Raw genomic sequence first — 23,601 nt, forward strand, 5'->3', positions numbered from 1 at the left:
AAAGAACATGCAGAAAATCGAAATCAAAGCAGAACAGTTTTTTGAATTATTAAAATTAAAAGACACTCCAATGTGGGAGATTTTCTCACAAATGATTGATGGAAATGAGAAGGAAATTATCTTTTTAGACCATGAAGACAAGATCCTGTTTAATTATATTTTACCTTCTACAAAGGAAAAACTGGAAGAAGACAGAATAGAGTTTTCAAAACAGTTTTCAGATAAACTGGCCAACTTCAATTAAGAGCTACCATGAATAAAAATTATGTTTTTTCTCTGCTTGGACTCTTCATACTTGCCTTTGGAAATGCTCAGAATTATAAGAAGCCTTTGGTTTCTGCCATCAAAGAAGCAGATCTACGCACCGATATGTATCAGCTGGCTGCAGACCAGTTCTGGGGACGTGAAGCCGGAACCCTGGATGAATTGAAAGTGTCTATGTGGCTGGCCGACAAAGCCAAAGAAGCAGGAATGAAACCTGCCGGAGATAACGGAACTTTTTTCCAGTTCTTTGATATGTACAGACATCAGGTGATCCCGCAAAGTACCCTTAAAATTGGAGATAACAGTTTAAAATTATGGAAAGATTTTCTGGTGGCAGAACCTGTAAATGCCTCTTTAGACGCTGAAATTGTATATGCCGGAAACACAGAGCCTGAAGATCTTGCGAAATTGAATATCCAAGGTAAAATTCTTGCTATAAACGCTTCTGACAAAAATATCCCGAAAGATATGACCCTTTTTGTAAGAAGATATCCTGGATTTGTAAGAAATAAATACTACAATAAAGCTTCTGAATTGGGAGCGAAAGCTATTATTTTCATTACTGATGATATTTCTGAACAAAGCTGGGTGGAAGTATTGCCTCAAATGACAAGAGGAAGCTATGGCGTAGAAGGATTAAGAGAAAAAATCACCAATAATATTCCTGTTCTGTGGATCAAAAGAGAAAATGCCGGCTGGGTAAAAAATAACCCTAAAGCTTCTCTGAGTCTGATTACTGAAACTTACCAATATCCTTCAGTGAATATCATAGGAAAAATAGAAGGTACAGATCCTGTTCTTAAAAATGAATATGTGTTATTGAGCGGACACCAGGATCATGACGGGATAAGACATCCTGTAAAGAATGACACTATCTACAATGGTGCTGATGATAATGCGAGTACCTGTGTGGCAATGCTTGCAATGGCGAGGGCTTACAAAAAACAGCCGGGAAAAAGAAGTATTTTGTTTGTTTTCCATGGCGCTGAAGAAAGAGGATTGCTGGGATCAAGATGGCATGCAGCACATCCTGTTGTTCCGAAAGAGAACATTGTAGCCGTTCTGAATGGTGATATGATCGGGAGAAATGAAAACAATGAAGCCGCTTTATTAGGAGGAAATTCCCCTCACAAAAATTCTGAAGAACTTGTAAAAATGGCTGAAGATGCCAATAATGAAAGTACAAAATTCAAATACCTGAAAGATTGGGATTCTCCAAGCCATGCTGAATATTTCTATTTCAGAAGTGATCATCTTCCGTATGCTAAGATTGGAATTCCTGCGATATTCTTCACCAGCGTGCTGCATGATCAGTATCATACCCCACAGGATGAATCTGAAAATATCAATTACAAAAAGCTTTTCAAAATGACCGAATGGATGTACAGAACATCCTGGAAAGTAGCTAATGAAACGGTACGTCCAAAAGTAATTTCTAATTTTTCGCTTGAAAGATAAAAATAAAAGCTTCACAGATTGTGAAGCTTCTTTCATCATTGTGTTTTTAGAATCTGCGAAAAAAAATATCTTTACGATTCTTTTACTTTGAAGCAAAAGAACCCAACATTCAAGACTTGCAAACTTCCGCGTTAAAATGAAATCTGTTCTCTAACATTCTAGTTTGTACGGAAACATTCTATATTGAGGATTATATATTAGCCCACATTCAAACAGTAGAGTTTTTTTAATGTTCACAGAATTCATTTTCTTAACGCTTCAGGTTGTTATGTCGTTTTTTAATTTCATCAAAAAAATATTTTTCTTTTTTCATCTAAAGTCTTTTAAATAAGAAGGTTCATCAGCGAAGGATCATTGTTCAGATAGTTGACAAAGAAATCATATTGTTTCATCTTATTGATCAATGGGTTGAAATCTTTGTTTTGCTTCAGAGCAATTCCTACAACTGCAATTCCCTTTTCTTTTGAATTTTTTTGGGTGTACTCAAAATAGGTAATATCATCATCAGGACCCAGCACATCTATCACAAAGGTTTTCAATGCTCCGGGACGCTGTGGAAATCTGACCAGGAAATAATGCTTTAATCCTGCATAAAGCAATGCTTTTTCCTTGATCTCTTCCATACGGGTAATATCATTATTACTTCCGCTGATGATACACACTACGTTTTTACCTTTTATTTCTTCTCTATATTTTTCCAATACGGCTACTGAAAGTGCGCCCGCAGGTTCTACTACGATAGCATCTTTATTGTAGAGTGACAGTATGGTTTCACAGACAAGTCCTTCATCTACCGTAGCCATATCATACAGGATATTTTTACAGCATTCAAAAGTGAGATCTCCCACTTGTTGTACGGCGGCTCCATCTACAAAACGGCTTATCTTTTCAAGAAGAACAGGTTTTCCCTTTTCCAGGGCTTTTTTCATGCTTGCTGCTGCGGAGGGTTCTACTCCAATAATCTTTGTTTGTGGAGACAAATGCTGAAATACAGTACAAACTCCTGCTGCCAGTCCACCACCGCCTATTGGAACAAAAAGATAGTCGACAATACCTTCTGCCTGTTCCAGAATCTCCAATGCTGTTGTCGCTTGTCCTTCAATAATTGCCGGATCATCAAAAGGATGAATAAATGCGCTGTTATGATCTTTGCAAAACCTCATTGCAGCATCTTTTGCCGCATCAAAAGTATCTCCATAAAGTATAACATCTATGTATTCTCCTCCGAACATCTTTACCTGTTCAAGCTTTTGTCCGGGTGTTGGCAAAGGCATAAAAATGGTGCCTTTCACCTTCATTGTCTGACATGCAAATGCAACACCCTGCGCATGATTTCCGGCACTGGCACAAACAACTCCATTTGAAAGTTCTTTTTCAGACATGGTTGCCATCTTATTATAGGCACCTCTTATTTTATAGGATCTTACCCTTTGAAGATCTTCTCTTTTAAAACGAATATTCGCATTGTAAATAGCTGACAGATTATTATTGACAGCCAAAGGTGTTTTTACCACTACATTTCTTAATCGTTCCTCCGCTTTATAGACATTCTCTAAAACGGAGGAACTTACTCCCTCTTTCATCATTTGTTTAGTAATTAATTGTTTTCAGGTCTCAGGCTTCGTACCGTCTTACCCGCTTTCCACATTTCGCTTTCTCTCAACTCAGTAAGTTCGGCTTCTAATTTTTCACGATAATCCGGTTTGCTGTTACTGTCGATAGAACGTTGTGCTTCGTTTCCTTTCGCAACATTGTCATACAGTTCTTCAAACAAAGGTGAAGTAGCATCTCTGAAACGCTTCCACCAGTCTAAAGCTCCTCTCTGGGCTGTTGTACTGCAATTGGCATACATCCAGTCCATTCCGTTTTCTGCAACTAAAGGCATTAATGACTGAGTGAGCTCTTCTACGGTTTCGTTAAATGCTTCGGAAGGGCTGTGTCCGTTTTTTCTCAATACATCGTACTGGGCAGCAAATATTCCCTGTACAGCTCCCATCAGTGTTCCACGTTCTCCTGCAAGGTCACTGTATACTTCTTTTTTAAAGTCGGTTTCAAAAAGATACCCGCTTCCGATTGCGATCCCCAATGCTGTTACCCTTTCTCTGGCTTTTCCGGTAGCATCCTGATATACGGCAAAACTGCTGTTCAGACCTCTATCCTGCAAAAACATTCTTCTCAAGGATGTTCCTGAACCTTTTGGTGCTACCAGAAATACGTCTACATCAGCTGGAGGAACAATTCCCGTACGTTCACTGAACGTTATTCCGAAGCCATGAGAAAAGTATAATGCTTTTCCTGGGGTAAGATGCTGTTTTACTTTTGGCCAGTATTCAATTTGTGCAGCATCACTTAAAAGATAACAGATAACAGTTCCTTTTTCCAATGCTTCTTCAATTTCAAATAAGGTTTCTCCCGGTACAAATCCGTCTGCTACCGCTTTATCCCATGATTTAGAATTCTTTCTCTGCCCTACAATGACATTAATTCCGTTATCTTTTTGATTCAAAGCCTGTCCCGGTCCCTGTACTCCATATCCGATTACTGCTACTACTTCATTTTTTAATACTTCCTGAGCTTTTTCCAATGGAAATTCTTCTCTTGTTACTACATTTTCCTCTACTCCTCCGAAATTTAATTTTGCCATTTTATTTATTTTATTGATTATTGATTATGATGTTTAGTTTTATGCTTAGCTTGCGTGTTCTACTGCTGTCAGATATGGAGTTCTGTGATAATGTACTTCAAGAACATCTACCTGTTTTTCCATTTGTCTGCTGATCTTCTGAACAGAGTCTTCTGTTTCTCTGATTACAATAACAAACTTTTTTACCTTTTCAATTTCCGAAGGGCCTACATTGAAGGTCACCATAGAAATTCTTCTTCTTGAAAAAATAGCATTGATGCGGCTGATCAACCCTAAATAGTCTTCTGTATACGCTGTGATGGTATATTCTTTATAATCTGTTTTCATCTTTTTATTTTTACATTTTATTATTTAATACAATCTCCGAAACACTTTTTCCCTGGGGAATCATCGGAAATACATTGTGTTCTTTTCCTGTCATTACTTCAAGCAGGAAAGATCCTTTATGATCAAGCATTTCACGGAGTGCCCGTTTTAGTTCTTTCCTCTCGGATACTCTCTTTCCAGATATATTGTAGCCTTTTGCTACCTGAACAAAATCCGGACTCTGAATATCTACTGAGGAATATCTTTCTTCGTGAAACAATTCCTGCCACTGCCTTACCATTCCCAGATAGCAATTATTAAGAATTAAAATCTTTACTTCCGGGTGGTACTGCATTATAGTTCCCAGTTCCTGAATATTCATCTGCGCTCCCCCATCACCCATTACTGCAATCACAGGGCGATTGGTCTCTGCATAAGAAGCTCCTATCGCGGCGGGCAGACAGAATCCCATTGTTCCCAGCCCTCCGCTTGTTACATTGGTTCGGGAATGCTTGAAATGAGAGTAACGGCAAGTCGTCATCTGGTGCTGTCCTACATCTGTTACAATAATTGCTTCACCTTCTGTCATCTCATTCAGATGACGGATAACTTCCCCCATTGTAATCTCACCTTCTTCAGGGTACAGCTCTGTATTAATCAGATTGATAGTTTCAATTTCATGACATTTTTTAAATCTTTTATGCCAGTGATGATGTTCTCTTTTTATAATCCTTTCCGTAAGAAGAGGAAGAGTATGTTTGCAGTTCCCAAGAACCGGAACATCCACTTTTACGTTTTTATTAATCTCAGCATGATCAATATCAAAGTGAATAATCTTTGCCTGTTTTGCATACTGATCCAGTCTTCCGGTAACACGGTCATCAAACCTCATCCCGACAGCAATAAGAACATCACATTCGTTGGTTAATATATTCGGGCCATAGTTTCCGTGCATGCCTACCATTCCTACAGCTTGCGGATGATTGGTTGGGATAGCGCTCATTCCTAAAACAGTCCATGCTACCGGAATTCCCGATTTTTCAGCAAACTGTAAAAACTCTTTTTCTGCTTTCCCCAGCATAATCCCCTGCCCTGCAATGATGAATGGCTTTTCTCCACTATTGATAAGCTCTGCAGCTTTTTCGATACTATTAAAACATGGATCAGGATCCGGTTTATAACTCCTCAATGAATAACATGGAGAATATCCTTTATAAGCAACAGACTGCAACTGGGCATTTTTAGTCACATCAATCAATACAGGACCGGGACGACCCGATTTTGCAATGTAAAATGCTTTTGCCAATACTTCGGAAAGCTCATTGGCATCAGTAACCTGATAATTCCATTTGGTAACCGGACTTGTAACGTTGATTACATCTATCTCCTGAAAGGCATCGGTTCCGAGAAGGTGTTCAAAAACCTGTCCTGTGATACATACCAAAGGAGTATTATCAAGTAGAGCATCTGCCAAACCTGTTACAAGATTAGTTGCTCCGGGTCCACTGGTTGCCAATACAACACCAACTTCTCCTGAGACTCTGGCTAAACCCTGCGCCGCATGTACAGCTGCCTGCTCATGGCGTACAAGTATATGTTTCAGATTTTCCTGATAGTCGTAAAGGGCATCATAAATAGGGATAATAGCACCTCCCGGATATCCGAAAACGGTTTTCACCCCTTCCTGCAGAAATGTTTCAAGAATGATACGGCTTCCGCTAAGTTGTATTTCTGTTGATGTATTAAGGTTTTCCATATTTTTTATTGAGTGATTTCGTCTGTTACACAGCCTTCTGCCGCTGATGATACTGTTAATGCATATTTATAAAGCAATCCTTTCTGTACTTTAAGGGGGGGCTTTTGCCATCCTTTCTTTCTTCTTTCTATTTCTTCTTCCGAAACTTTGAGCTGTATGGTATTGTTTACGGCATCAATTTCAATCAGGTCATCATTGTTTACAAAGGCGATCAGACCTCCTTCATGAGCTTCCGGAGTAATATGTCCTACTACAAAACCATGAGTTCCTCCGCTAAATCTTCCGTCTGTAATCAAGGCAACACTGCTTCCCAGTCCTGCTCCTATCAGCGCGCTGGTAGGTTTCAGCATTTCCGGCATTCCGGGAGCTCCTTTCGGACCTTCATGACGAATGACAATGACATCACCATGCTGTACAGTTCCATCCTGAATTCCTCTGATCAGATTTTTTTCACCATCAAATACACGGGCTTTGCCTACGAAGCGTTCCCCCTCTTTCCCTGTAATCTTTGCAACACTTCCCTTTTCAGCAAGATTTCCATATAATATTCTCAGATGTCCTGTCTCTTTTACGGGTTCTGATAATGGTTTAATAATTTTTTGAGCATTAAAATCAAGATCAGGAACATTTTCTAAATTTTCGGCTACTGTTTTCCCGGTTACTGTTAAGCAATCACCGTGTAATAATCCCTGATTTAAAAGGTATTTCATTACTGACGGTATTCCTCCGTGTTCATACAGATCCTGCATCAGATATTTTCCGCTTGGCTTCAGGTCTGCCAGTACCGGAGTTTTATCACTCATCTTCTGGAAATCATCCTGAGTAAGCGGTACTCCAACACTTTTTGCCATAGCTATAAAATGTAAAACCGCATTGGTACTTCCTCCAAGAATAACAATCATACGAAGAGCGTTCTCAAAAGCTTTGCGGGTCATGATATCCGAAGGTTTAATATCTTTTTCCAATAATACTTTCAGATATTTTCCTGCTTCAAGACATTCTTCCTGTTTTTCTTTACTTAAAGCCGGGTTGGAAGAAGAATACGGAAGACTCATTCCTAAAGCCTCTATCGCGGAAGCCATTGTATTGGCTGTATACATTCCGCCACATGCGCCTGCCCCCGGACATGAATTCTTTACAACCCCATCAAAATCTTCTTCAGTGATTTCTCCTGCAATCTTTTTACCCAACGCTTCAAAAGCAGAAACAATATTAAGCTGTTCCCCTTTATAGCATCCCGGAGCTATAGTCCCTCCGTACACCATGATTGAGGGTCTGTTCAGTCTTCCCATCGCAATGATGGTTCCCGGCATATTTTTGTCGCAGCCTGGCAATGCGATCAATCCGTCGTAGTATTGTGCTCCACAGATGGCTTCGATACTGTCTGCAATTACATCACGGCTTACCAGAGAATAGCGCATTCCATCTGTTCCGTTGCTCATTCCGTCACTTACTCCGATGGTGTTAAAAATCAATCCGGCTAATCCATGATTCCATGTTCCTTTTTTTACAACCTGAGCAAGATCATTCAAATGCATATTGCAGGTGTTTCCATCATAGCCCATACTGGCGATTCCGACCTGAGCCTTGTGCATATCTTCTTCTGTAAATCCTATCCCGTACAACATAGCTTTGGCTGCGGGCTGTTCACTGTTCTGCGTGAATGTTTTTGAATATTTATTTAACATATTTATTATGCATTTCCTGTTCTTTTTCTCTCCTAAAAATGGAGTTCTTTACTAAATTTCGATCCAAAACTACATTTTGTAATATTCTTTTCATTTTCCGTTTTTCTAAAAAATACAATATTCAATCATTCACAAAATACACACAACCAATTAATAATCAAATATTTAAATCCTAAAAATCTACAATGACAGAACTCTTACCAATTTTAAATATGCCTGCTGTACTCTCCTGCTTGCCGTATTTTCCCAATTTTTGGCAAACGGAACATCATCAAGCGAATCCAGGGCAACAATTTCTGCTGCAGTACCACAAAAAAAGCCTGCATCTGCACCTCTCATTTCTTCCGGCTTAAAAAAGGTTTCTTTTACTGGAATATCAAGCTCATTACAAATCTCCATCACGGTTTGTCTTGTAATTCCCGGGAGGATACTTCCTTTGGCCGGAGTATATAAAACTCCATCTTTTTCGTAGAAAACATTAGCGCCTGAACTCTCGGCAACATTTCCGTTTTCATCCAGAACCAGTGCTTCATCATAGCCTTTGTCTTTGGCATCCTGACAGGCTAATATGGAATTTACATAATGCCCTCCTACTTTGGCCTCCACCTTAAAGGCTTTAGGATTAGGACGTTGAAAAGGAGAAGTCATAATTTTCATTTTATCTGCCAGATAGCCGTTGTTCCATTCCCAGGCAAGAAGAGACAGGTAGGATTTTTGTCCTTTTGAAAGTGACATATTGGGAGAACACGTAACCAATGGACGGATATAAGCATCTGTAAACCCATTTCGATCCAGAAGTTCATAAGTCAATTCTGTAAGCTGGTCTGCAGAATAATCAAAGGGAATATGCATGAGTTCTGCTGATCTTTTCAGTCTTTCGTAGTGTTCTTTTGCTTTGAAAATTTGGGTTCCCTGATCTGTGCTGTAGGATTTGATTCCTTCAAAAACAGAGTAACCATAGTGAAGTGATTGTCCATAAAGATCTGTTCCGGCGTCTTTTGCTTTCATAAATTTTCCGTCAAAATAGATTGTCGTGTCGTCGTTGTAATACATGTTATAGAGGTTTAAAAAAATTAATAATTGGAAATAAAAAAGCCCTCTCACGTTGTGAGAGGGCTCAATATATGTACAGTCATACATTTTCCTTCTCACAGACGCAAGGGAATAATAATGACGATAATAATTACTGATAATAACTGATACATATTTTTGTACTATAAAAAATTAAAATAAAAAAAACCGTTTCATAATTTGAAACGGTTTTATATATAATTTAAATTAAAATCTATTTAAAATGCCGTTTCCTTACTGTTGCTAATGACAACAGCGATAATAGAAATGACAACAATATTTTTCTGATTCGTAAAATTCATATTGCAAATGTATAAACTTTTTAATTACTCACAAATTTTTTTTAAACTTTTTATTTTTTTCGTAAAAAAAGAGTCAGTGTTGCCTTTGCTGAAGCTACATCATGAACTCTTATAATTTTTGCTCCCTGTTCCAATACTTTTATATGAAGTTTTTGTGTTTCCTCATTGATATCAAGAGGTGATTTTCCCAAAGGTTTATAGATAAATGACTTTCTGGAAATACCTATTAAGACAGGGAATTTTCCAAGTCCGAGATATTTCACTTCCTGGATCATTTTCATCTGGTCTTCTACTGTTTTTCCGAAACCAAAACCGGGATCAAGAATGATGTCATTCACTCCTTTTTCTAAAAGTTCTTTTGTTTTTTTGGAAAAATATTGGTTCACTTCCAGCGTAATGTCTTCGAATTTAATTTTATCGTGCATGGTTTCGTAGGAAGGATTTACATGCATCAGGATGTAAGGAAGCTTCGTTTCAGCAGCTATATCAAACATTTCTGCATCATACTGACCGCCAGAAATATCGTTGATGAGATCTATTCCTTCATTAAATCCGAATCTTACTGTTTCTGCATAAAAACTATCAAGCGAAATCAGAGCTTCCGGAAATTCTTTTTTGATCAGAGAAATAAGATTTCCTATTCGGCTTATTTCTTCGGCAGCGTTTAAGAATTCGGCATTTGGACGTGTAGACTGAGGTCCGATATCCAGTATTTCAGCTCCTTCTTTCAACAGCTTTTCGGCATGATGCAACGCAGATTTTTCATTATTGAATTTTCCACCATCAGAGAATGAATCCGGTGTCAGATTAAGGATTCCCATGATTTTTGGAATGTCGAGCTGTACTAACCGGCCATTGCAATTGATTGAATAGGTTTTAGGGTCTGAGGGTTGTAAAGTTAGAGGGTTGGAGAGCATGAGTTGGATGATGATGGGTAAATGATAGTTGATAATTGATGAACGATTTCTGTACTGCAAAATTAGTGATTTATGAGTTTTTAATGAGAAGAAATTAGAATTTACAGGTTGGAAGCTAGAAGTTGGAGGCTGGATGTTAAATAAGCCCTCTTACTCTCCAACCCTCTTACTCACAAACTCAGCTTTTCAAATTCAAAAATCTAAAACCGAATTCGTATATTTGGAAGATTAAGAAAATTTATGCTAAAAACATCAGTACAGTTCGAGAAAGTTATCAGTCAGTGTCGTGATCTTTTCGGTAAAAAATTACAGGATTATGGTGCGGCATGGAGGGTTTTGAGGCCTAGTTCCATTACAGATCAGATTTATATCAAAGTCAACAGAATCCGTACGCTGCAGATGACTGATAAAAAAATGGTGGATGAGAGTGAGGAAGATGAATTTATCGCTATTGTGAACTATTCTATCATTGGGCTTATTCAGCTGGAGAAAGGTCTTTCCAATGATTTCAATGAAAATAAAGAAGAAATTTTAGGTCTGTATGACCAATATGCCAATGAAGCAAAAGCTTTGATGGAAAGAAAAAACCATGATTATGGTGAAGCATGGAGGGATATGAGAATTTCTTCCATTACGGATCTTATTTATCAGAAAGTATTGAGAACTAAGCAGATTGAAGACAATCAGGGAAAAACAATCGTTTCAGAAGGGCTTGATGCCAACTATTTCGATATGCTGAATTATTCGGTCTTCTGTCTGATCAAGTTTTCAGAAAAAGAAAATCAATTCGAACCCAAAACTATTTAATATGCTCAAAGGTTTATTACGCTTTATTATTGCTGTTATTTTTATCCTTTCAGGCTTTGTGAAAGCCGTGGATCTGGTAGGTTTTTCTTTCAAGATGGAAGAATATTTTGCGCCTCCGGTTTTCAACATGCCATTTTTAGAAAAGTTTGCCCTGCTGTTTTCCATTATTGTGGTGGTACTGGAGCTTTTCTTAGGATTTATGCTGCTGCTTAAATTAAAGCTTAAATTTACCTTGTCCATATTAATCGCACTTTGTATTTTCTTTGGATTCCTTACATTCTATTCTGCCTATTTCAATGTGGTAACAGATTGTGGATGTTTTGGAGATGCTATCAAATTCACTCCCTGGCAGAGCTTCTTAAAAGACGTTGTATTGCTGGTAGGATTGATTATTTTATTCATCCTTTACAGAAAAGATTTCCGTAAAAAGGATGAGTATGGAATCACTCAAAAAGAGCCTTCCAACACATTTAAATATATTCTTTTAACCATATTTTCTCTGGGGATGATTTACGTTATGACACAGGGAATTATGCATGAACCGATCATTGATTTCCGTGATTATAAAATCGGTACTGATATTAAAGGTGAAAAAATAAAAATTGATAAAAATCCTTCAGAATATAAATCTTTCTACACGCTGAAAAATCAGAAGACAGGAGCTGTTGTAAAAGTAAATCAGGATGATTATATTAAAAAAACAGAATACTGGGCAGAAGGATCTCCCTGGAAAATTGAGGATGGAAAGAATGAATCTGTCCTGATCAAAGAAGGTTATAAATCTGAGATTGTAAAATTCAAGATTGAAGATCCTACAGGAATGGAAGTTACCCAGGAAATCATTAACGCTCCTAAAGCCATTCTGGTTTTCTCTTATCATCCAAAAGATGTTCCTGCAGATCTTCTTCAGAAAGTGGAAGCAAAAGTAAATACTCAGAAAGGAGCACTTATCTACGGCGTTTCCACCGAACCGAATACTTTTAAAACCATCAAAAATCTAATGATGGACGGAACTGCTATCAAAACAATAGCAAGAAGCAACCCATTTGTACTTATCCTTGAAAATGGAAAAATTGTGGATAAACAACCTGCAAAAGACTACATTACTAATTATAAATGATGAGTGATGAATTATAAATGATCTTTTTGACGAGAGCCAATCGTAGATCAATTATCAATTATCAATTATCAATTATCAATTATCAATTATCAATTATCAAATTTAAACACTAAACTTAAACATACAACAACCCATGCAAAAATCAAATAAATCAATCGCCGGCTATCACTTATTAATGATCCTTTCATCTGTAGACGGAGAATTTGCTCCTGAGGAAGGAATGCTGGTACAGCAATACATGGCAGATGAATTCCCGTTCAGAATGAATCTTGACAACGAGCTTGAAACGCTGGCACTTTTACAGCCTGAAGAATGGAAAGATCATTTTGAATTCCATGCAAGATGTTTCCATGAAGATTCCACCGAGGATGAACGTGTAAAATTTGTTCAGTTTGCAAAGTCGCTGATCAAAGCCGATAATAAAGTAACCGAAGAGGAACATACGTTTTACGTTCTGTTGAAAAACCTTTGGGGATTATAAACAACTACGAAAAAATAAAATAAATCTATATTTAAATCTTATGAGAAGAAAAATAGTTGCAGGAAACTGGAAAATGAACAAAAATGTAATTGATGCACAACAATTAATGATTCAGTTACTAAGCTATAAAAACAACAATGCTACCAACTGTGAGGTTTGGATTGCTCCACCTGCATTGTATCTGATGATGGCAAAAGATGTTTTTGAAAAAGATGAAATCGGGGTGTTTTCTCAGGATATGAGCGAGCATGAAAGCGGAGCTTATACTGGTGAAATTTCTGCTGATATGCTGGAATCTATTGATGCAACAGGTTCATTAATCGGGCACTCTGAAAGAAGACAATACCACGGAGAAACAGATTCTCACTGTAACAGAAAAATCAAATTAGCGCTTGATAAAGGTCTTATTCCTGTTTACTGTAACGGAGAAACTCTTGAGCAGAGAAAAGCAGGACAACACCTTGAAGTCGTAAAAAATCAGACTGAAGTAGCTCTTTTTACGCTTTCTGCTGAAGAGATCAAAAAAGTTGTGATTGCTTATGAGCCGGTTTGGGCTATCGGAACGGGAGAAACGGCAAGTCCGGAGCAGGCTCAGGAAATCCATGCTCACATCAGAAATATTATTGCTGCAAAATACGGACAGGAAGTTGCTGACGAGATTTCTATCCTTTACGGAGGATCTGTAAAGCCGGACAATGCTAAAGAAATATTCTCTCAGCCGGATATCGACGGTGGTCTTATCGGAGGAGCAGCTTTGAAATTGGAAGATTTTTCTAAGATCATTGAAGCTTTTAATTAAAATAAAGAATCTTTTAGGACAAACATGAAAAATTTCATTTTGATATTCTTCGGACTTCTTTTATTTGATTTTCTTTATGTATTTGTTTATGATCAGTTTTTAATTGGCATAAAACCTGACTTTTTGAGTTATCTATTGGCACTGATCAAGGTTCTGGCGATATCTCCGGCAGTTTTATTTAATAAATCATTGCCCTTTTATGCCATTATTCCAACTTATCAGGCGGTACTCGTATTCATTGGAAACGTTCTGGTACAAACTTTTTTAGTATATAGATTTTTCTTTAAAAAGAGAAAGGTTAGCTCACAATAAAAAGCTGCGGGATCTTCGATCCCGCCGCTTTTCGTTAAAAAAAATCCAATTATTGAATATCGACTACATACATCGTTCCTTTGTCTACTTTACCTGTCTTAGGTAAAATTTTGGCTTTTGGATTTCCGTTTCCATCATCTACTACTCCAAAGTCATCATCATTGAAAACAGCCAGTTTATTATTTCCCAAATAAACAATTCCCTCGAATTTATCGTGTTCGTAGCCCAGTTTTGCTACCAGATCTACGGCTAATGTTTTGGTAACAGGCTTTATTCCGGCATTGCTAATTTCATCCCATGAGCATTGCTCTAAAGATTTACCGTTAATTTTCATTCCGTCTACAGCATTTATATCAGCTCCGTTTACATCACTGGCATTGCTTAAGTTTATTCTGTATACTTTTTTTATACCTCCCTGAGAACCGAAATTTCCGTCTCTTTCAATCACCAGGAATTCATTGTTACTTAATGCGGTAATATCACACACCGAATCAGAAGCACCTCCGTCCTGTCTATATAAAAACTGTCTGGTTTGCCCTGTAATAATATCAAAAGTGACAATTCTCGTTAAAGTGGTATTGGTTGCCAATGCTTTGCTGGGGACAAGCATCATTGACTGTATTGTTCCTACCAGCGTTCTTCCATCCGGAGTGATGCAAAGTCCTTCCATTCCTCTGTTGGCTCTTCTTTTGGCTAAAACAGCAGGTAATTTTCTTGGTCCTGTATCTACCCCAATCGGGCTTATTCTCTCCATCTCCATTCCATCAGCACTGTAATGCACAATGTGCGGTCCATATTCATCGGAAACCCAGAATGTACCATCAGCAGCAGCAACAATACTTTCACTGTCCAATCCATATTTATCTGTCCCTAAAATATTGCCGGAAGCATCATAAGCAATTTCCCCAGTACTTCCCATTCCGACAGGGTTTGGAAGTCCGGTAATTGTTTGTCCGTATGGATTTTTAAGTTTAATATATTTAATTACCTCTATATTTCCGTCAGCATTGATTTTAAAATGCATAATGGTTGGGGTAAAATTAGGAGCAAGAAACTTTTTACCATTCTGGAAATCGGTATTAGGACCTCTATCCGTAATGACGTAGAATTCACCTTTTCTTGTAGGGTGAGCGGCTGCACCGGAGCCAAATCCTCCGTTTATCACATCTACTCCATTGATGGCAGCAAGTTTTGTAAATGGAAATTCCTGAGGCAGTTTGGAATAATTAATATCCTGATTAATCATTGTGGTATCGTCATCATTTTTACATGAAGCCAATACTGCCAGCACTACGGCAGACAATAGCAATTTTTTCATATTTACTTTTATGGCTGCGAAAGTATAAATTGATTGTAAACTGATCTTGAATATAATGATAATTGTTTTTTAACAATAGAACAGATAAAATAGTTTGAAAGTGAACAGAAAAATAACAGATTTATAAATAAAAATTCAATAATCCGGTTGAGTAAACAATCAATATAAAAATCGACTTTTTAAGAATATCTGAAAAATAATAATTCACAAAACGGACTCACAGATTTATATGATATATTTGCAGCGTTTTAAGGCTGAACAATGTTCATTAATAGGGAATCAAGTGAGAATGATATTCAAATCTTGAGCTGTACCCGCAACTGTAAACTGTTTAAACTTACCGCAAAAAAATCCACTGGATCTTAAAATCCGGGAAGGAAGCTGTAAGATGTGAGCCAGGAGACCTGCCTTAGAATACTGACTTCAGAGAACGAACCGTTTCTACTCTGAAGATAAGTTTCGGGAATAAAACTTTAAATTAATTATATCATGAGGAAAATTTATCTTTTTTTCTTACTGCTTTGCATGCAGGTATTATCGGCCCAATTCACAGAAAACGATATTAAATTTTGGGTAGGAACCGGATCTAAAAAAGCATATTTCATTGCGGACTTTAATGACAACAGCACACCCAATTCTTATGCATGGGGATACCGTTTTGATGGCGATGGCCTTTTGATGGAAGATCTTATCAATGCAATTGTGGCAGCAGAATCCAAAATGCAGGTTGACATTCCTACAGGATATCTTTCTATTCTGAATTATAATCATCACACATCCACTACTGATGACAGCTGGATAACATGGTCTGGATCCAGCTCATCAAACATGACTTGGAACAATGGGGTAGGTTATACTCCTTTGGTGGACGGAAAATGGTATGGGGTTACATACGGCCTTGATCATTATGATATTCCTCCCTCTCCTCCCGTTCCAGCCTACAGTTCTGCATGGTTTACTCCGTCTCAGGTTACAAACTGGGTTGGAAGCGGAAGTAATAAAAGCCTAATAGTTATTGATTTCGGAACTGATAATGCTAACGGGAATGCCAATTCTTTTGTTTTTGGAATTAAATATAACGGAAGCATCACTGCTGAACAGGCGTTACAATTGATCCAGGCTCAAGCTTCCTATTTTAATTTTGCATCAGCGAATAATCAGATTACTACCCTATCATTAAATTCCTTTACCGGAAATACTTCCGGATCAGACAGCTGGAAATTGTATAAAGGAAAAGACCTATCAAGCTGGCAAGCGAAAGCCAATCTTTCTCAGATTCAACTGGGTAATAATGATTGGTTTGGATTAAGCTTCGGGCAAAGAAGACCATTTACCCCCACAGAAGCACAGCTGACTTTAGGAATTTCTTCTGTTACAAAGAAAAAATTCAGTGTTTATCCAAATCCGGCAAGTGATTTCATTCAGATTGAAACGGCTGAGAAACTGAAAGAAGTGAATATTTATTCAGCTACAGGACAAAAGGTAATAACTTCTCAAGAATTAAAGATTGCTATCCAGTCTTTACCTTCAGGTGTTTATTTTGTTGAGATTAAAACCAATGATAGTTCCACGATACATAAGATGGTTAAGAAATAAAGAAAAGTACCTTTAAAAAGGCGCTTTTTTAATGAGGATATGTGGAAAATCACCCCGTCAAAAATTCTTTGAATTTTCGCGACCTTTCCAAAGGATGGGAATTTTTACATCTTCAGTTGGAGTTTGGCCTGGATTACAGATTCCTTCTGAATAATCAAGAATACAGTTCAAAATCCATAATTGATTCAACAAAAAAACCGCACCAGATGGGTGCGGTTTTCTTATGATATTACAATCAATTATTTTTTCTCAGTAGATCTTTGTAAAACCTCATCTACCATTCCGTAGCCTTTAGCTTCTTCAGAAGTCATCCAGTAATCTCTGTCAGATGATTTTTCTACCCACTCATACGTTTGTCCTGAGTGATGGCCAATGATTTCATAAAGCTCCTGCTTCAGTTTCAACATCTCTCTCAAGTTGATCTCCATATCAGAAGCTACCCCTTGTGCACCTCCTGAAGGCTGGTGAATCATTACTCTGGAATGTTTAAGCGCAGAACGCTTTCCTTTTTCTCCGGCAACCAGTAATACAGCTCCCATGGAAGCAGCCATACCTGTACAGATAGTCGCTACATCCGGCTTGATGATCTGCATAGTGTCATAAATACCTAAACCTGCATAAACACTACCACCAGGAGAGTTGATATAGATCTGAATATCTTTTGAAGGATCAGCACTTTCTAAGAATAAAAGCTGAGCCGTAACGATGTTTGCAACCTGATCATCAATACCTGTTCCCAGGAAGATAATTCTGTCCATCATCAAACGGGAGAAAACGTCCATCTGGGCAACGTTTAATCTTCTCTCTTCCATGATGTACGGAGTAAGATTCGTTGGGCCATACATTCCCATATACTGATCGGTAACCAAACCGTTGTTTCCTAAATGTTTTACAGAGAAATCTCTGAATTCCTTTTTAATGTCCATATTTCTATTATGTATTATTTTTAAAATATTCTCGAAGTTTAAATTACAATATTTATTCCTAAAATTTTATAGGACTTTTTGTCACAGAACATCAAAAAAATCTGACTTCAAATTATCTTTTTCTATCTACATAAATCCCTTTGATAGGCGAATATTCGATGATATTGCTCAACCGTATGGAAGCCTGCTTCAGTAAAGTGATTTTTTTGATCAGCTCATAATACTTTACTTCATCTGTACTGCTGTACTGATCAAGTTCTTTGGCTGTTTCCCTGATCAGATAATCAATATATCTGTATTTATGTAACAGAACATCTCCCTGAATCTGATCTGCCAATTTATCACCATAATTGGGAGGGTAAATATTTCTGGAAGCCCAGTTTTCAAGCTCATCCAGCGGGATCAGAGCATCTACAACCTTTGTGGTGATTTCTTCATCCATAAAAGATACAAAAAAGTTTCCACTTCTGAGTTCATCTTTTTGAATCCCTTCCCTCACCTGATTGATAATAATTTCATTTTCTCTGACTAAAAATGTATACTGCTCCTCTTCGAAATGATGAAGGATTTCTTCAATAACAGTTATCTCATATTCTTCATTCTGTTCGTTTTTTCTTTTCAGAATAATATCTCCGAACATCAGCATATGATCTACCAGTTTGTTTTCCATAAACAGTACATCATACAGAAAAGGATCTTCTTTTTCCTTATCCAAAGGAACAATCTCCATCTTTGGAGCTGCTTTTTCCTTCTGCTGCTGAACATGATGGGTCTGATTTTGCGTAATCTGCTTCTGAACATCCAGCTCATTAAACAAGCTTTGCTCCGAAAGTCCGAATTTGTTGGAAACCTCTTTAAGGTAAACCTCTCTTTTCAGGGCATTCTGTACAAAAGAAACAGATTTTACAATATCTCTGATCGCTTCAGCCTTTTTAATAGGATCATTTCCGATATCCCTCAGAAGAATTTCCGCCTTAAAGTCGATGAAATCCATCGCTTCATTTTCGATGTATTTTTCAACATACTCCTGCGGATGTTTTCTGGCAAAGGAATCCGGGTCATCTCCGTCAGGGAAAAGCAGAACACGGATGTTCATTCCCTCAGTCAGTAACATATCAATACTTCGGAAACTGGCTTTGATACCTGCATTATCACCGTCAAAAAGAATCGTTACATTTTCCGTAAGTCTCTTAATAAGTTTGATTTGTTCTGTTGTCAAAGACGTTCCGGAACTTGCCACTACGTTTTCGATCCCGGACATATGAAGTGAAATAACATCCATATATCCTTCCACCAAAAGACAGGCATTCTTTCTTGAAATCGCTTGTTTACTCTGGTTTAATCCATAAAGAACATTGGATTTATGGTAGATCTCTGTTTCCGGTGAATTGAGATATTTTGCTGTTTTGACATTGTTCTTCAGGATTCTTGCCCCAAAACCTAAAACCCTTCCTGAAAAACTGTGAATAGGGAAAATGACCCTTTCTCTGAAACGGTCAACACCAGCAGGTGTATTTTCCGGAAATATAGAAAGTCCGGATTTCTCAAGAATTTCTTTATTATATCCTTTTTCCAGTGCATAAGCTGTAAAAGCATTCTTCTTCTCGGGAGAATATCCCAGCTGGAACTTTTTAATAATATCATCCCGGAGTTCTCTCTCTTTGAAATAAGAAAGACCTATGCTTCTGCCTTCCTGATCATCCCAAAGAATCTCCTGAAAATAAGTATTCGCTACTTCATGGATTTTATACAGCAGATCTTTTTCAGTCTGTGCATTTTTTGCTTCTTCAGAAATTTCACGCTGGTCTTCTTCAATTTCAATTCCATATTTTTTTGCAGCGTGGCGAAGTGCCTCAGGATAAGTAAAGTTCTCAATTTCCATAAGGAAAGAGATGGCTGTACCACCTTTTCCTGTAGAGAAATCCTTCCAGATCTGTTTGCTGGCAGAAACTACAAAACTGGGTGTTTTTTCATCATGAAAAGGACTGAGTCCTTTATAGTTAGACCCTGCTCTTTTCAGCTGCACATATTCGCCTACAATCTCTTCAACGCGGATTGTGGAGAATATTTTATCAATGGTCTGTTTGGAAATCATGCTGTAAAATTAAGTATTTTTATGGATAAGTTGGAAGAGTTTCAAAGTTTGAGAGTCGGAGGGTTTGAGGGTTTAAGAGTGGGCGTGTAAAAGTTGTTCTTTACAACCTCCAGCCTCTAACTTCCAGCTTCCAGCCTGCAATTTATAATTTCTGACTTCTTCCACTCATTAAAAACTCATAAATCACTATTTTTGCAAAACAAATTAGTATATGCAGTTCACTATCAATACAATCGAAGACTGGCAGGAAGTTGTTGACACCATCATTCCTCAATTAAAACATAATATCTTTTTATTAAAGGGAAATCTTGGAGCCGGGAAGACGACCTTCACGCAATTTCTGCTTAAAAACATGGGCAGCAAAGACGAAGTAAACTCTCCTACTTATTCTATTGTGAATGAATACAATACTGAAAAGGGAAAAGTATATCATTTTGATCTTTACCGCCTGAAAAATATTGAAGAAGTCTATGATATCGGAATTGAAGAATACCTGGACAACTCTTTTTTATGCATCATCGAGTGGCCGGAAGTCTATGAAGAGGAGCTTTATGGTCTTAACTACCACACAATGAGCATTGTGAATACGGATGAAAAAAGAGAAATTTCATTCGAGTAAATATTATGTATCTTTGCTTCTTAATTGAGTGTAAAAAACAATCTGTAAGACATAATTTAATTTAAGGATGAGTACAAATATTTTTACTCCTTTCACAGAAGAAGAATTAATGCCGAAAGAGGAAAAATTGGAGGTTATAAAGAAGGGAAAACAGTTCAGTATTGGAATTCCTAAAGAAACCTGTCTCAACGAAAGGAGAACCTGCATTACTCCTGACGCCGTACAGGTGTTGGTAGAACACGGCCATGAGATCATTATTGAGGCGGGGGCCGGAGAAGGTTCATTCTTTACAGATTTACAATATTCGGAATCAGGAGCGAAGATCACTAATGATCCTAAGGAAGCTTTCGGACAGGATCTTATCCTGAAGATAAATCCTCCTACAGAAGATGAAATTGAGTACATGAAACCTAATACTTATCTGGTTTCGGCACTTCAGATCAATCTCAGAGACAAGGAATATTTCTTAAAGCTTGCAGAGAAAAAAATAAATGCCATCGCCTTTGAATTTATCGTGGATGAATACAAGCAGCTAGCTTTGGTAAGACTGGTCGGGGAAATTGCAGGTACCGTTTCAATTTTATACGCTTCCGAATTATTAGCCTTATCCAATGGTTTAATGCTGGGCGGAATTACAGGAGTAAGACCTGCAGAAGTTGTGATTCTTGGAGCCGGAATTGTAGGGGAATTTGCTACAAAAGCAGCAATAGGTCTTGGAGCCAGCGTAAAAGTTTTCGATAACTCTTTATCAAAACTGAGAAGACTCCATACTATCGTTGACAGCCGTGTACCTACTTCCATTATTGATCCCAAAGAACTCAGCAAAAGCTTAAGACGTGCCGACGTGGTGATTGGAGCCCTTCCAAGATTGAACATGACCCCTATCGTTACCGAAGATATGGTCATGAAAATGAAAAAAGGCAGTGTAATCATTGACATCACCATAGACAACGGTAAAGTGATTGAAACTTCAGAGCTTACCACCATGGAAGATCCTTATATCATCAAGCATGGTGTTATCCACTGCGGACTTCCGAACCTTACTTCAAGAATGCCGAGAACCACCACCAAGGCCATCTCGAATTTCTTCCTTTCCTATATTTTAAATTATGACGAGGAGGGCGGCTTTGAAAACATGCTGATCCGCAAAAATGAAATGAAGCAGAGCTTATATATGTACAAAGGAAGACATACCAAGAAGATCATCTGCGACCGTTTCGGACTTACGTACCACGATATCAATCTTTTAATTTTCTAATGAAGAAACTGAAATTTTATGCAATAGGCTTCGTTCCGGGGCTTTTGATCGTATTTTTTATTTTAAACAAAAAAGGGGCAAGCTGCAGCGGTTATTTACCGAACAGCCGCGTTATTGCTGAAAGTCTTTCCAAAGAATTCAAATATTCTGAAGAGGCTAAAAATGCAATGACGACCTACAAGATTGATGAGAAATTTATAAAAGACAGTATTATTACGAACGGAAAAGTAGACTTTGACCGCAGCCATGCTCAGAAAAAACCTTGTCCTGATTATCTTATCACTTATCCTGAAAAAAATCCTTCTTACGAGATCACTTTTGAAAAATGTGAAGAAACAGTGACGGTTAACGGTCTTAAAAAGCTGAAATAGTTTCCAATAACGACAAGCTATGGACGGCAATTACTACATGATTCATGACTATCTGATATTCATCGGAGTTTTTGCCATTTTTCTTTTCCTGACAATAAGCATTTATCTTTTCAGCCAGAATCAGAAGCTGAAACAGAGAAATACCAAACTAACAGAAACCAATAAGCTTATTGAACAGCGTCTGAATGAAGTTCGTCTGGAACATATCGGGACAAAGCTGAATCCGCATTTGTTTAAGAATATTCTCAATTCGGTGCAGTCTCATGCCTATCAGACCTATATGTCACTGGATAAGCTGGCGAATGTGCTGGACTATATTTTATACGAAAGCAACAATAAGTATGTAAGTCCGAAAGAAGAGCTTAATTTTGCTTTAAGCCTTATTGAGATTAATAAAATCAAGATCAATCCCCTTTTTGATTTCAGGATCAAATCCAGGATCAATAAATCTGATGCTTTATACGAAGAAAAGGTATTTGCTCCGCTGATCTCTGTGGATCTTATTGAAAATGCCTTCAAACATACAGATTTCCTGGTCCAGGATTCTTTTATTTCTATTTATATGGAACTTGAAGGTGGAATTTTCACCATGAAAGTCAGTAATAAAGCTTCCCTGAAAAACATTCTGGAAAAAGAAAAAAGCGGTTTTGGAAGCCAGTCTTTTGATCAGAGGCTCAAAATGATCTACAGTACTTATTATCAGCTGGAAAGAAGCTCAAAAAACGGAATCTTTACGGCGGAATTAAAAATAAATTTAGGAGAGTTCTATGATAAAATGCGTTATTCTGGATGATGAATTACTGGCCATCAGTTATTTAAAGCTTCTATGCGAACAGATTGACAATGTAGAAGTGGTAAAAGCATTCAATGATCCTAAAGTTTTCCTGAACGAAATAGACAACCTCGACTGCAACTTGTGTATTCTGGATATTGAAATGCCCGGAATGACAGGCCTTCAGATAGCTGAGATTATTTCAGGTTCAAAAAAAATTATCTTTACAACAGCTTATAAAGAATATGCAGCCGAAGCTTTTGATCTGAATGTGGTGGATTATGTACGAAAACCCATCAAAAAAGAACGGCTGGTTCAGGCATTTGTGAAAGCTAAGGAACTGGTGGAAAATGCTCCTAAAAAAACTTTTATCGAGTGGAATACCAATATCGGGAAAACCGTCATATTTACCGAGCAGATTTCTTATATCAAAACCTCTGAAATCGACAGCCGGGATAAAGATATTATGCTTATAGACGGAACTACCATCGTTTTAAAAAACCTGAATTTTAAAAATCTTCTTGAAATGCTTCCTGCAAAAGATTTTGCACAGGTCAACAAAAAAGAGATCATTGCACGCTCTTCCGTTAAAGTATTTTCCACCACCGAAATTATTACGACCATTCCTACCGAAGACCATACTTTTCTAAAACTTCAGATTGGAGATGCCTATAAAAATTCCCTGATGGAGCTGTTCGGAAAATAGGACTATTTCAAATAT

At 37.6% G+C, this 23,601-nt stretch carries 22 protein-coding genes and 1 riboswitch; of the genes, 12 read left to right on the forward strand and 10 right to left on the reverse strand.

What is annotated here, in order from left to right; translation table 11 throughout:
* Positions 1-7 precede the first annotated feature (7 nt).
* Both EK417_RS08075 and EK417_RS08080 read left to right on the forward strand, forming a co-directional pair.
* Positions 8-244: a hypothetical protein gene (locus tag EK417_RS08075; protein ID WP_136521855.1), complete on the forward strand. Its 237-nt coding sequence runs from the start codon at positions 8-10 to the stop codon at positions 242-244.
* Between the two features lie 8 nt (positions 245-252).
* Positions 253-1,722 carry a M20/M25/M40 family metallo-hydrolase gene (locus tag EK417_RS08080; protein ID WP_136521856.1) on the forward strand — a complete coding sequence of 490 codons (1,470 nt, stop codon included), beginning with the start codon at positions 253-255 and terminating at the stop codon, positions 1,720-1,722.
* Positions 1,723-2,045: 323 nt separating this feature from the next.
* On the opposite strand, the gene ilvA is transcribed toward EK417_RS08080, so the two are convergent.
* The 7 genes from ilvA to folP all read right to left on the reverse strand — a co-directional run bounded on the left by ilvA (position 2,046) and on the right by folP (position 10,406).
* Positions 2,046-3,308: a threonine ammonia-lyase gene (gene ilvA, locus EK417_RS08085; RefSeq protein ID WP_076595723.1), complete on the reverse strand. Its 1,263-nt coding sequence runs from the start codon at positions 3,306-3,308 to the stop codon at positions 2,046-2,048.
* Between the two features lie 11 nt (positions 3,309-3,319).
* Positions 3,320-4,366, reverse strand: a complete 1,047-nt coding sequence (ilvC, locus tag EK417_RS08090) for a ketol-acid reductoisomerase (protein ID WP_034692308.1) — start codon at positions 4,364-4,366, stop codon at positions 3,320-3,322.
* A 45-nt stretch (positions 4,367-4,411) separates the two neighbouring features.
* On the reverse strand, positions 4,412-4,693 hold the full coding sequence (locus tag EK417_RS08095) for an ACT domain-containing protein (RefSeq protein ID WP_076595724.1): 282 nt from the start codon (positions 4,691-4,693) through the stop codon (positions 4,412-4,414).
* Between the two features lie 10 nt (positions 4,694-4,703).
* Positions 4,704-6,428, reverse strand: a complete 1,725-nt coding sequence (gene ilvB, locus EK417_RS08100) for a biosynthetic-type acetolactate synthase large subunit (protein WP_136521857.1) — start codon at positions 6,426-6,428, stop codon at positions 4,704-4,706.
* 5 nt (positions 6,429-6,433) lie between these two features.
* The gene (gene ilvD / locus EK417_RS08105; protein ID WP_136521858.1) at positions 6,434-8,116 is read right to left on the reverse strand and encodes a dihydroxy-acid dehydratase; all 1,683 of its coding nucleotides are present in this window, start codon (positions 8,114-8,116) and stop codon (positions 6,434-6,436) included.
* A 180-nt stretch (positions 8,117-8,296) separates the two neighbouring features.
* Positions 8,297-9,169, reverse strand: coding sequence for a branched-chain-amino-acid transaminase (ilvE, locus tag EK417_RS08110; protein WP_136521859.1), 873 nt, complete (start codon positions 9,167-9,169; stop codon positions 8,297-8,299).
* Positions 9,170-9,539: 370 nt separating this feature from the next.
* A complete protein-coding gene (gene folP / locus EK417_RS08115; protein WP_168801955.1) occupies positions 9,540-10,406 on the reverse strand; it encodes a dihydropteroate synthase in 867 nt (288 codons plus the stop codon).
* Between the two features lie 240 nt (positions 10,407-10,646).
* Between folP and EK417_RS08120 the strand changes: the two genes are divergently transcribed.
* From EK417_RS08120 to tpiA, 4 genes are all read left to right on the forward strand, one after another.
* A complete protein-coding gene (locus EK417_RS08120; RefSeq protein WP_110367562.1) occupies positions 10,647-11,213 on the forward strand; it encodes a DUF1599 domain-containing protein in 567 nt (188 codons plus the stop codon).
* A 1-nt stretch (position 11,214) separates the two neighbouring features.
* Entirely contained in the window at positions 11,215-12,333 is a 1,119-nt protein-coding gene (locus EK417_RS08125) for a BT_3928 family protein (RefSeq protein ID WP_136521860.1), read from the forward strand.
* 133 nt (positions 12,334-12,466) lie between these two features.
* Positions 12,467-12,814, forward strand: coding sequence for a tellurite resistance TerB family protein (locus tag EK417_RS08130; protein WP_034692300.1), 348 nt, complete (start codon positions 12,467-12,469; stop codon positions 12,812-12,814).
* Between the two features lie 40 nt (positions 12,815-12,854).
* Complete coding sequence (gene tpiA, locus EK417_RS08135) at positions 12,855-13,613, forward strand: triose-phosphate isomerase (RefSeq protein ID WP_076595731.1); 759 nt, start codon at positions 12,855-12,857, stop codon at positions 13,611-13,613.
* Positions 13,614-13,974: 361 nt separating this feature from the next.
* On the opposite strand, the gene EK417_RS08145 is transcribed toward tpiA, so the two are convergent.
* Positions 13,975-15,243, reverse strand: coding sequence for an esterase-like activity of phytase family protein (locus tag EK417_RS08145; RefSeq protein ID WP_136521862.1), 1,269 nt, complete (start codon positions 15,241-15,243; stop codon positions 13,975-13,977).
* 234 nt (positions 15,244-15,477) lie between these two features.
* Positions 15,478-15,669, forward strand: a riboswitch (cobalamin riboswitch).
* Between the two features lie 63 nt (positions 15,670-15,732).
* On the opposite strand from EK417_RS08145, the gene EK417_RS08150 reads away from it, so the two are divergent.
* The gene (locus EK417_RS08150; protein ID WP_136521863.1) at positions 15,733-16,839 is read left to right on the forward strand and encodes a T9SS type A sorting domain-containing protein; all 1,107 of its coding nucleotides are present in this window, start codon (positions 15,733-15,735) and stop codon (positions 16,837-16,839) included.
* 239 nt (positions 16,840-17,078) lie between these two features.
* On the opposite strand, the gene clpP is transcribed toward EK417_RS08150, so the two are convergent.
* Both clpP and dnaG read right to left on the reverse strand, forming a co-directional pair.
* On the reverse strand, positions 17,079-17,765 hold the full coding sequence (clpP, locus tag EK417_RS08155) for an ATP-dependent Clp endopeptidase proteolytic subunit ClpP (protein ID WP_027373257.1): 687 nt from the start codon (positions 17,763-17,765) through the stop codon (positions 17,079-17,081).
* 112 nt (positions 17,766-17,877) lie between these two features.
* Positions 17,878-19,860 (reverse strand): DNA primase, encoded by a 1,983-nt coding sequence (dnaG, locus tag EK417_RS08160; RefSeq protein ID WP_076595736.1) that lies wholly within the window; start codon positions 19,858-19,860, stop codon positions 17,878-17,880.
* Between the two features lie 211 nt (positions 19,861-20,071).
* Here dnaG and tsaE point away from each other — a divergent pair, with 211 nt between their 5' ends.
* From tsaE to EK417_RS08185, 5 genes are all read left to right on the forward strand, one after another.
* Entirely contained in the window at positions 20,072-20,479 is a 408-nt protein-coding gene (gene tsaE / locus EK417_RS08165; RefSeq protein ID WP_110367555.1) for a tRNA (adenosine(37)-N6)-threonylcarbamoyltransferase complex ATPase subunit type 1 TsaE, read from the forward strand.
* Between the two features lie 67 nt (positions 20,480-20,546).
* Positions 20,547-21,737: an alanine dehydrogenase gene (locus tag EK417_RS08170; protein WP_076595739.1), complete on the forward strand. Its 1,191-nt coding sequence runs from the start codon at positions 20,547-20,549 to the stop codon at positions 21,735-21,737.
* The gene (locus EK417_RS08175; RefSeq protein WP_034692291.1) at positions 21,737-22,108 is read left to right on the forward strand and encodes a DUF4258 domain-containing protein; all 372 of its coding nucleotides are present in this window, start codon (positions 21,737-21,739) and stop codon (positions 22,106-22,108) included. The genes EK417_RS08170 and EK417_RS08175 overlap by 1 nt, the downstream gene beginning before the upstream one ends.
* Positions 22,109-22,127: 19 nt before the next feature.
* Positions 22,128-22,901: a histidine kinase gene (locus EK417_RS08180; RefSeq protein WP_136521864.1), complete on the forward strand. Its 774-nt coding sequence runs from the start codon at positions 22,128-22,130 to the stop codon at positions 22,899-22,901.
* Positions 22,876-23,586, forward strand: a complete 711-nt coding sequence (locus tag EK417_RS08185; RefSeq protein WP_136521865.1) for a LytR/AlgR family response regulator transcription factor — start codon at positions 22,876-22,878, stop codon at positions 23,584-23,586. The genes EK417_RS08180 and EK417_RS08185 overlap by 26 nt, the downstream gene beginning before the upstream one ends.
* Positions 23,587-23,601: the final 15 nt, after the last annotated feature.

Source organism: Chryseobacterium candidae, from assembly GCF_004916905.1.
Taxonomy (GTDB): domain Bacteria; phylum Bacteroidota; class Bacteroidia; order Flavobacteriales; family Weeksellaceae; genus Chryseobacterium; species Chryseobacterium candidae.